Genomic DNA, 9,033 nt, shown 5'->3' on the forward strand with positions numbered 1-9,033 from the left:
GAGGTGAAGATCCATGGGGTTCCACTACCGGTGGTTTGACCGCGATCAGGAAAAAATGGACGAGATGGGCATTCCGCTGACCCGCGCGCAGATCGACGAGCGCGAGCGGGCACAAGAGCCGCAGCGTCTCTTCTCCCGCGGGGAGCAGACCGGCATCGTCCTCACGGCACTGATCTTCGCCTATGGGTGGACACAGGACGACACGGCACTCGCCTTCTTCTGTCTGTCCTTCCTCATCTTTGAGCTGCGCAAAATCGCAGCACATTTTTCCGCCGCCTACGGAAAGAGCATTGCGAACGCCATGCAGGGCTTTAGTTTTGCCCTGCTCCTCGGTGCATTCGCCATGCTGTTTATGAACTGACTCCCTCAGGAGGAGGTACTCACGTGAAACGACCACAGGGCATGGGCATCCTCAAACTTGGTGCGGCACTCGCCATCATCCTTCTCTTTGTCATCATCCATCTCATTGCACCGCAGTTCCTCCCCTCGCTCTTCACGCTGCTTGCCAGCGGTGATATTCCGGCGACGGTGGAGTACATTCACACCTTCGGCGATGGAGCAGTCCTCTTCGCCTTTTTGCTCACCCTCTTTACCAATGCACTTGGCTTTCCGCCCGCCGTCATTTTCTCGACGGCAAACGTCATCCTATTCGGCATTGTCCCCGGCATCATTCTGTCCTGTGTCGCAGAGACCGTCGGCGTAACGGTTGCCTTCGTGCTGATGCGCTTCTACTTCCGCGATGCGGCAGAAAAGGCGATCGCGAAGAGCCCCTTTCTCGCAAAGGTCGATCACTACAGCGGCAGCAAGGGTTTCATCATCATGCTCATCGGACGCATGGTGCCATACCTGCCCTCCGCTATCATGAATGCCGTCGGTGCCCTCTCCTCGATCCGCTTGCGCGACTACGTCCTCGCCTCTCTCGTCGGAAAATTTCCCTCGACGGGCATCGAGGCAATCATCGGGCATGACCTCATCATGCAGCAGGAGGATAAGACGCGCCTGGTCGTTGTCGTTATCTGCGCTGCCATTCTCATCTACACCGCCATCCGTTTCGAACGACGCATGATGCGCACAGAGGCCGCCGTACAGGATGTGGAGAAAAAATCATGACACGACGCCATTTCCTTCAGACCGCCCTTCAGTCCATTCTCACAATGGGACTCGGCGGTCTCTTTTCATCTCGTGCCGCAGCCGCAGCAGACGGCATCCGCCACCTGCGCCAGATCATTACGGCACAGCCAAGCAACACGCGCATGATCCAGTGGGACGCGTCCACTCTCCTGCGCGGCGCACATGTCGAGCTGCACAGCGGAAGAGACGGACATATCACGGCATTCGTCCCCTCTTACACGCATTTCACCATAGACGACACAGAGCAGTTCGTCTACCACGCAGAGATCCCTCTGCCCGCTGGCGGCGGTGCCTACCGTGTCACGCATACGGCAGGGACATCCGATTGGATTCCCCTATCTGCTCCACATGCAGTCCGTACGCCCGTGCACGCTCTGCTCTTTTCGGACAGCCAATGTGGGGAGGATTACAGCGTCTGGAACAGCCTCTATCAGGCAGCATGGCGGCGTCACAGCGATGCAGATTTTGCCGCACTCGTCGGTGACCTCACAGACAACGGCGAATCCACGTGGCATTGGGACAGCTGCTTCACGGCGATGGAGGGGAATCCATCGCCGCTCGCACGCGCTCCTCATGTCCCCGTGCTCGGCAATCACGAGTATTATAGCCTCGCGTGGACAGACACCCTGCCGCTGCGCTATCTCAGGACCTTTGCCCTGCCCGAAAACGGCAGCACGGCATTTCGCGGCCACTATTATTCCTTCGATCTCGGAGCAGTGCACGTGATTGTCCTCGATACACAGTTCCTCGAGTGCGGTGCGTGCGGTGCGGCCCTGAATGAGGAGCAGCTCGCCTGGCTGAAACGCGATGCGGCGGCATCCTCCGCCCCATGGAAAATCATCCTCATGCACAAGGACATTCTCGCCTACGGAGAGTATCAGACCGTACAGGAGACGCAGCACGGCATCAGTGACGTGGGGCGTGTCTTTATGGATACATTCGATGCGTGCGGCATCGACCTCGTTGTCACGGGACACGTCCACGCCTATCGGCGGCGTCAGATCCGCGCAGGGCAGACGGACACACAGGGAACGCTCTATCTCCTCGGCGGGCCGGGCGGCGATGAGTACTTCGATGTCCCGCCCGAGTCCTACGACCTCGCCGCCTCCGCGAATCCCGCACCGTCGAACTACCTCTATCTGGAGGCGGATGCACACCATCTCCGCATCACCTGTGAGGCGCTGGATGGAACGGTGATTGACACTGTTGAACGACAAAAATAAAAAAGAACCTTATCCTACGTCAAAAGGTGTAGGATAAGGTCTTTTTTAGCGACGCCAGGGCGTACGCTGATCGTAGTCCCGCTTGATCTGCTTCACTGCACGGTCATGACGCCGCTGCTCTTCCTTCATCGCACGATCATACTTCTCCTGATCGCCGTCCCGACGGAACTCGAAGCGGATCTTGCGCACGTTCTGCTCATGGACACGAGCCTCTTCCTTCATGCGAAAACTGTACTCATTCGTCGCCCCGTTGATGTAATCGAGCGACTGAACTGCCGGCGCTGCTGCCTCTGCACTCGGTACTGCTGCAATACCGAGGCCCAGGGCAAGAGCCAGCACTCCGGCGATATACTTCTTGTTCTTCATAGGTTACTCCTTCCTCATATCACACTGCCTATACAGTAACATAGTCGCGTTAAGAATGCTTTAGATGCCAACAGAAAACCGCACCCGAAGGTGCGGTCATGCGATCCGTTTACTCCGCCGTAAACGGAAGAAGCGCAATATTACGCGCGCGCTTGATGGCAAGCGTCACCTGACGCTGATGCTTTGCGCAGTTGCCGGAAATGCGACGCGGCAGGATCTTGCCACGCTCCGTCGTAAAGCGACGCAGCTTTGCGGCATCCTTATAGTCGATATGGTCTACCTTGTCCACGCAGAACGAGCAGACCTTGCGACGAGGCTTGCGGCCCCGATCTCGTTTCATCATGTTCGCTGTCCCTCCTCATTTCAGGATATTTCGATCATCTTCATGCTCAGAATGGAATGTCGTCATCGGGAATGACCGGTCCCATCATATCCGGTGCAGCCCCGCCGCCCGCAGCGGGTGCGGCAGAACGCGGCGCAGATGCGTCATAGCCGCCCTGCGAGCTGCTGGCATTCTTGGAATCAAGGAACTCCACATTGTCTGCCACCACATCCGTCGCATACTTGCGCTGTCCGTCGCTGCCGTCGTAGCTGCGCACCTGGATGCGCCCCTCGACGCCGATACGGCGTCCCTTGGTGAGATTGTTGCCGCAGATCTCGGCGAGTTTCTCCCAGCATGTCACGGGGATGAAATCAGCCGTCTGCTGGCCTTCCTGCTGTGCTGCACGCGAGAAGCGGCGGTCAACCGCCACCGTAAAACGGCAAAATGCTTTGCCGCTCTGTGTGTAGCGAATCTCAGGGTCGCGCGCAAGGCGACCGATCAGTATGACTCTGTTCATGGGTTTCTCTCTCCTGAATGAATCCCGTCACGCATACAGAACGTACGGATGACTCCGTACGCCCCTTACTCCTCGATGCCGTCTGCGCGGACGATCATGTGTTTGAGCAGATCGTCGGTGATCTTCATCACACGGTCGCACTCAGCAACACAGGCAGGCTCTGCATTGACGTACAGCAGAACGTAGTATCCTTCGGTCATGTCCTTGATCTCATAGGCGAGACGCTTCTTGCCCCAGCGGTCTTCCTTCTCGATCTTACCGCCGTTTGCCTGAATGAGCTTTGTGAACTTCTCGATGACGGCGTTTGTCACATCTTCCTCCATCGGCTTCACAATAAATATGACTTCGTACAATCTCACGAAATCACCTCCTCTTTGGTCTATGGCCGCCGTTTTGCAGCGGCAGAGTTATTCTTCTGCGAGCGCGCACGAAATACGCACTCACGCGACAAGAGACAGTATACCATGTTTTTATGCAGTCCGCAAGTACTCGATGCGCATTATTGTAAAGGAATCCAATCAGCAGAAAGAGGACCGCTTCGAACGCATTATTTCAAAACAGTCCTCTTTCAATCTCACTGATCCTTCTTCAGCACGTCTTCCAGCGTATGCCATGCCAGCACCGCGCACTTAACGCGCGCGGGCATGTTGGAGATGTTCTTGAGCGCGATTGCCTCATCGAGCTCCTCCAATGCGGCATCGTCTGTCACCTCGCGTTTGATCATCGACGTGAAGAGTTGGGCGAGGCGCTGTGCCTCCTCCACGGTCTTACCGCGCATGAGGTCAATCATGATGTCCGTGCTCGCCTGTGAGATAGCGCAGCCGACTCCAGTAAATGCGGCATCCTTGATGATGCCGTTCTCAATCTGGAGTTCGAGTGTGATCTCATCGCCGCAGCTCGGATTATGTCCGCGCTCACGCACGGTCGCCGCTGCGAGCTCGCCCTTGTTCTCGGGCGAGCGGCTGTGCTCGCCGATGACCTCTGTATAGAGATCGCCGAGAGCTGTGTTTTCAGTCGGCATAGCCGAGCACCCCCCGTACCTTTTTCAGCGCCGCGATAAACTGATCTATGTCCTCATGCGTATTGTAGAGGTAGAAACTCGCGCGGCAGGTAGCGTTCTGTCCGAGATAGCGCATGAGCGGCTGCGCACAGTGGTGTCCCGCGCGAATCGCAACGCCGTAGCTGTCAAGAATCGTCGATACATCATGCGGATGGACATCCTTGACGTTGAATGTAATGATGCCCGTCTTATTTCCACGGGTCGAATCGCATCCATAGAGCTCCACAAAGGGCAGTTCACGCAGCTGCGGCAGTGCATAGCTGAGAAGATCGCGCTCTATCGCCTCGATGCGGTCAAAGCCGATCTTGTCCAGATAGTCAATCGCTGCAATCAGTCCCGATGCACCGCTGACGTTCTGCGTCCCCGCCTCGAACTTTGCCGGCAGTTCGGCAAACGTCGTCTCCTGCTCGCCGACATAGTCGATCATGTCTCCGCCAAAGAGGAACGGCGGCATCGCATCGAGTATATCGTACTTTCCATAAAGGACGCCGATACCCATCGGGGAAAGCATCTTATGCCCCGAGAACGCAAAGAAATCCGCATCCATCGCCTGCACATCCACCTTGATGTGCGGTACGCTCTGCGAGCCGTCGACAACGACGACCGCACCGACCGCATGAGCACAGTCGGCAACGGCGCGCACATCGTTGACGAGACCGAGCACGTTGGATACCTGCGTCACTGCAACGATCTTCGTTCGCTCCGTAATCTGCTGCGCTATATCTGCCTCGGAGAGATTTCCGTCCTCGCCCAGATAGATATACTTCAGCACAGCACCGCGTGACTTTGCTACGAACTGCCACGGAACGATATTGCTGTGATGCTCCGAGATCGTAATGACGATCTCATCCCCCTCACGAACGTTCGCAAGGCCAAAGCTGTACGCTACGAGGTTCAGTGCCTCCGTCGCATTCTTTGTGAATACGACCTCCTCCGGACGCGCCGCACCGATGAACTGCTGCGTGCGCACACGTGCCCGTTCATAGATATCTGTCGCCTTGACCGAGAGCTCATACGCGCCGCGATGCGGGTTCGCATTACAGTACGTACAGTAGTCAGCGACCGCGCGGATGACCGTCTCCGGTTTCTGTGTCGTTGCGCCATTGTCAAGATAAACAATGGGACGGCCGTTCATCTTCGTCTGCAGGATGGGAAAATCCCGCAGATACTCATTCACCTTGCGTTCCACCCAACAGTCTCCTCTCCAAATAGTCTCCAATCTCCGTGCGCAGTTTCTCATCTGTGATGCGCATGAGCACGGGGGCAAAGGATGCCTCGACGATGAGCTGCTGTGCCGCGCGCTCGTCGAGCCCCCTGCTCATCAGATAAAACAGCTTGTCCGCATCCATCCGCCCGATGCTGACGGCATGGTGTCCGTCTACATCTCCCTCATGGGAAAGCATCAGCGGGACACTGCGGTTCCGTGCATGTGGGGAAAGAATCGTTACTTCCTCATCTTCCTTGCCGACCGAACCGCGCGCGCCTTGGATAAAGTCAAGCGTTCCGCGAAAGTTCTTGACACAGTGCCCGAGAAGCGCGCCGCGCACCTGCATATTGGCATCCGTGTGCTGCCCCTCCTGACGGATGATATAGTTGAGATCAATTTTGCGCTCATCATCACCGAAATAGAGCCCCCATACATCCGTACACGCCTGATCGCCTGCGAGTCTCACCTGCAGTTCCGAGGCGGTATGCTGTGCGCCCGCCTCGACGAGGGTACAGGAAAAGCAGCCTCCCTTTCCCACCGCCGCATGGATCCGGCTAGCGGCAGGCGCATCTGTCGGAGCCAGCTGGATATAGGTCAGCGACAGCTCTGCACCGTCGGCAACCGTTACCTCAATCTCCTGTGCACCGCTTTCACGCAGCTCCACCACATGATGCACGCATTCTCCTGCCGCTGCGGAGAGCTGTATTGGTGCAGCAGGCAGTGTGAGCCCATCGGGCACAGGCAGGTCGTTGACCCCCAGCCAACGCCATGTCGGCATAGGGATGCGGCTGAATCCATTGGCTGCTGCCATCATCCCATCGCCCCTTCCAATTCAATATTGACCAGATTATTCATCTCAACCGCATACTCAAGCGGGAGTTCCTTCGCAATCGGCTCAACGAATCCGCGCACGATCATCGCGCGCGCCTCCTCCTCGTCGATGCCGCGGCTCATCAGATAGAAGATCGCCTCATCACTGATGCGTCCAATCTTTGCCTCATGTCCGATGTCCACCGTATCGCAGGCAACATCCATCACGGGAAGCGTGTCACTCCGTGACGCGGAGTCGAGCATCAGCGACTCACAGTTGACGGAGCACTTTGCCCCTACAGCACGCGGTGTCACCTTGACCCCGCTGCGATAGATCGCGGCACCGCCCGACTTTGAGATCGAGCGCGTGCTGATATTTGCTGACGTATTGGGCGCATCGAGGATGACCGTCGCTCCCGTATCGAGTTCCTGCCCCTTCGAGGCAAAGGTGATCCCCGTGAACTCACAGGTCGCATTCTCCCCCTGCAGGATACTCGTCGGATAGAGCATCGAGACGTGTGAGCCGAACGAGCCGGAGACCCACTCCACCGCACCGTTCTTCTCCACCTTCACGCGCTTCGTATTGAGATTCATCATGTTGCGCGACCAGTTTTCGATCGTCGAGTAGCGCAGACGCGCCCCCTCCTTGACGAACAGCTCGACACAGCCCGCATGGAGATTCGTCACATTGTACTTTGGTGCAGAACAGCCCTCGATGAAATGCAGGCTGGCGCCCTTCTCCACGATGATGAGCGTATGTTCAAACTGCCCTGCCCCTGCTGCATTGAGACGGAAATAGGACTGCAGCGGAATGTCCACCTGAATCCCCTCGGGCACGTAGACGAAAGAGCCGCCCGACCAGACCGCACCGTGCAGTGCAGCAAACTTATGTGCCTTCGGCGGCACAAGCGTCATAAAGTACTGCTGAACAATATCGCCGTACTCCTGCAGTGCCGTCTCCATATCCGTGTAGACGACCCCCTGCTTTACGAGCGACTCCTGAATCGAGTGATAGACCACCTCGGAGTCGTACTGTGCTCCGACGCCCGCGAGCGAGGACTTCTCCGCCGCGGGAATCCCCAGACGGTCAAACGTATCCTTGATGTCCTCGGGAACCTCATTCCAGTCGCCGACCATCTTCGCGTCGGGGCGGACATAGGTCACGATCTCATCCATGTTCAGCGCCGACAGATCCGGCCCCCACGCTGGCATCGGTGTTTCATGGTAGACCTTGAGCGACTTCAGGCGAAAATCAAGCATCCATGCGGGATCGTGCTTGCGTGCAGAAATATCGCGGATGATCTCCTCCGTCAGTCCCGACGCAGACTTATACGCAGAGCGATCCTCGTTCGTGATATCATAGATTGTGCGCTCAATATCGTCGATCTGGGTTTTCTTCTTTGGTACAAAATCCCCCATTCCTGCTCACCCCACTCTATCGTGCTCTGCAAGGATATGGGCAAAGCCTTCCGCATTGATCTGTTCCACGAGCTCTGCGCCGCCCTCACGAATGATCTCGCCTTTGGCAAGCACATGGACAAAATCCACCTTCAATTTATCGAGGATGCGTGCATTATGCGTGATAATCAGACAGGCATTCTCAGCCGTATGGAACTTTGCAACGCCCTCAGAGACAATCTGCACTGCATCGACATCGAGCCCAGAGTCCGTCTCATCGAGAAGCGCCAGCTTCGGCTGGAGCATGAGCAGCTGCAGGACTTCGCTGCGCTTTTTCTCCCCGCCGGAGAAACCGACGTTCAGGTAACGCTGCGCATAGCTCGGATCAATCTTCAGCTCTGCCATCATCGCACTCAATTCCTTGCGGAAGGCGAGCAGCTTCTCCTTCTTTCCTGTAATCATCTGACGCGCCGTGCGGATCATATTCTCGACCGTGATCCCTGGAATCTCCTCCGGTGTCTGGAAGGCGAGAAAAAGCCCGTCACGCGCACGTTCATAGGACGGCTGCTCCGAAATATCCTTCCCGTCAAAGACAATGCGCCCGTGGGTCATCTCATACTTTGGGTGCCCCATCATCACGTTCATCAACGTAGACTTGCCTGACCCATTCGGGCCAAGGATAACATGAACCTCCCCTTTACGTACCGTGAGGTTGACACCCTTTAGAATCTCCTTGCCCTCGACACCGGCATGGAGATCGGTGATCTGTAGCAATGTATCTGTCATAATAAAAACTCCCTTAGGTTTACATCTGTATTGAATCCTTACAAAAATACTCGGGATTAACATTTCACATTGTAGGTGCTTTCATATAAAAAGTCAATAACTTCCAGTACGAACGATAAACAAAGCATATAATTGAGATTGTCTTTCATTGATAAAATAAGAAAAAGCTGCTGTACGCAGACCATATTGTCATCGTACAACAGCTTCATGTTT

Annotated in this window: 12 protein-coding genes; 3 read left to right on the forward strand and 9 right to left on the reverse strand. The window is 56.2% G+C overall.

The features are described from left to right. Positions 1-13 precede the first annotated feature (13 nt). The 3 genes from HMPREF9166_RS02455 to HMPREF9166_RS02465 are packed head-to-tail and all read left to right on the forward strand — an operon-like array spanning position 14 to position 2,354. Positions 14-361, forward strand: a complete 348-nt coding sequence (locus HMPREF9166_RS02455; protein ID WP_009442462.1) for a hypothetical protein — start codon at positions 14-16, stop codon at positions 359-361. 23 nt (positions 362-384) lie between these two features. Then, positions 385-1,110: a TVP38/TMEM64 family protein gene (locus HMPREF9166_RS02460; protein ID WP_039980870.1), complete on the forward strand. Its 726-nt coding sequence runs from the start codon at positions 385-387 to the stop codon at positions 1,108-1,110. Continuing rightward, complete coding sequence (locus HMPREF9166_RS02465; protein WP_009442464.1) at positions 1,107-2,354, forward strand: metallophosphoesterase; 1,248 nt, start codon at positions 1,107-1,109, stop codon at positions 2,352-2,354. Before HMPREF9166_RS02460 ends, HMPREF9166_RS02465 begins: the two co-directional genes overlap by 4 nt. A gap of 45 nt (positions 2,355-2,399) precedes the next feature. On the opposite strand, the gene HMPREF9166_RS02470 is transcribed toward HMPREF9166_RS02465, so the two are convergent. The 9 genes from HMPREF9166_RS02470 to sufC form a co-directional block, all read right to left on the reverse strand. Continuing rightward, positions 2,400-2,720 carry a hypothetical protein gene (locus HMPREF9166_RS02470; RefSeq protein WP_009442465.1) on the reverse strand — a complete coding sequence of 107 codons (321 nt, stop codon included), beginning with the start codon at positions 2,718-2,720 and terminating at the stop codon, positions 2,400-2,402. 109 nt (positions 2,721-2,829) lie between these two features. Then, entirely contained in the window at positions 2,830-3,063 is a 234-nt protein-coding gene (gene rpsR, locus HMPREF9166_RS02475; protein WP_006306231.1) for a 30S ribosomal protein S18, read from the reverse strand. A 46-nt stretch (positions 3,064-3,109) separates the two neighbouring features. Continuing rightward, positions 3,110-3,559 carry a single-stranded DNA-binding protein gene (locus tag HMPREF9166_RS02480; RefSeq protein WP_009442466.1) on the reverse strand — a complete coding sequence of 150 codons (450 nt, stop codon included), beginning with the start codon at positions 3,557-3,559 and terminating at the stop codon, positions 3,110-3,112. A gap of 65 nt (positions 3,560-3,624) precedes the next feature. After that, entirely contained in the window at positions 3,625-3,918 is a 294-nt protein-coding gene (rpsF, locus tag HMPREF9166_RS02485) for a 30S ribosomal protein S6 (protein WP_009442467.1), read from the reverse strand. Between the two features lie 215 nt (positions 3,919-4,133). Further along, positions 4,134-4,580 carry a Fe-S cluster assembly sulfur transfer protein SufU gene (gene sufU / locus HMPREF9166_RS02490; RefSeq protein ID WP_009442468.1) on the reverse strand — a complete coding sequence of 149 codons (447 nt, stop codon included), beginning with the start codon at positions 4,578-4,580 and terminating at the stop codon, positions 4,134-4,136. Next, positions 4,570-5,808 (reverse strand): cysteine desulfurase, encoded by a 1,239-nt coding sequence (locus HMPREF9166_RS02495; RefSeq protein WP_009442469.1) that lies wholly within the window; start codon positions 5,806-5,808, stop codon positions 4,570-4,572. Before HMPREF9166_RS02495 ends, sufU begins: the two co-directional genes overlap by 11 nt. After that, entirely contained in the window at positions 5,789-6,640 is an 852-nt protein-coding gene (locus HMPREF9166_RS02500; RefSeq protein WP_009442470.1) for a SufD family Fe-S cluster assembly protein, read from the reverse strand. The genes HMPREF9166_RS02495 and HMPREF9166_RS02500 overlap by 20 nt, the downstream gene beginning before the upstream one ends. After that, positions 6,637-8,055 carry a Fe-S cluster assembly protein SufB gene (gene sufB, locus HMPREF9166_RS02505; protein WP_009442471.1) on the reverse strand — a complete coding sequence of 473 codons (1,419 nt, stop codon included), beginning with the start codon at positions 8,053-8,055 and terminating at the stop codon, positions 6,637-6,639. The genes HMPREF9166_RS02500 and sufB overlap by 4 nt, the downstream gene beginning before the upstream one ends. 6 nt (positions 8,056-8,061) lie before the next feature. Further along, positions 8,062-8,820 (reverse strand): Fe-S cluster assembly ATPase SufC, encoded by a 759-nt coding sequence (gene sufC, locus HMPREF9166_RS02510; RefSeq protein ID WP_039980872.1) that lies wholly within the window; start codon positions 8,818-8,820, stop codon positions 8,062-8,064. Positions 8,821-9,033: the final 213 nt, after the last annotated feature.

Origin of the sequence: Selenomonas sp. oral taxon 149 str. 67H29BP, assembly GCF_000146365.1 — a bacterium.
Taxonomy (GTDB): Bacteria; Bacillota; Negativicutes; order Selenomonadales; family Selenomonadaceae; genus Centipeda; species Centipeda felix.

Excerpts from the sequence above, each read along its gene's own strand:
- HMPREF9166_RS02465 (WP_009442464.1), top strand. The coding sequence starts at position 1,107 with ATGACACGACGCCATTTCCTTCAGACCGCCCTTCAGTCCATTCTCACA.
- sufC (WP_039980872.1), bottom strand. The coding sequence starts at position 8,820 with ATGACAGATACATTGCTACAGATCACCGATCTCCATGCCGGTGTCGAG.
- HMPREF9166_RS02455 (WP_009442462.1), top strand. The coding sequence starts at position 14 with ATGGGGTTCCACTACCGGTGGTTTGACCGCGATCAGGAAAAAATGGAC.
- HMPREF9166_RS02470 (WP_009442465.1), bottom strand. The coding sequence starts at position 2,720 with ATGAAGAACAAGAAGTATATCGCCGGAGTGCTGGCTCTTGCCCTGGGC.
- HMPREF9166_RS02480 (WP_009442466.1), bottom strand. The coding sequence starts at position 3,559 with ATGAACAGAGTCATACTGATCGGTCGCCTTGCGCGCGACCCTGAGATT.
- sufU (WP_009442468.1), bottom strand. The coding sequence starts at position 4,580 with ATGCCGACTGAAAACACAGCTCTCGGCGATCTCTATACAGAGGTCATC.
- sufB (WP_009442471.1), bottom strand. The coding sequence starts at position 8,055 with ATGGGGGATTTTGTACCAAAGAAGAAAACCCAGATCGACGATATTGAG.
- HMPREF9166_RS02500 (WP_009442470.1), bottom strand. The coding sequence starts at position 6,640 with ATGATGGCAGCAGCCAATGGATTCAGCCGCATCCCTATGCCGACATGG.
- rpsR (WP_006306231.1), bottom strand. The coding sequence starts at position 3,063 with ATGATGAAACGAGATCGGGGCCGCAAGCCTCGTCGCAAGGTCTGCTCG.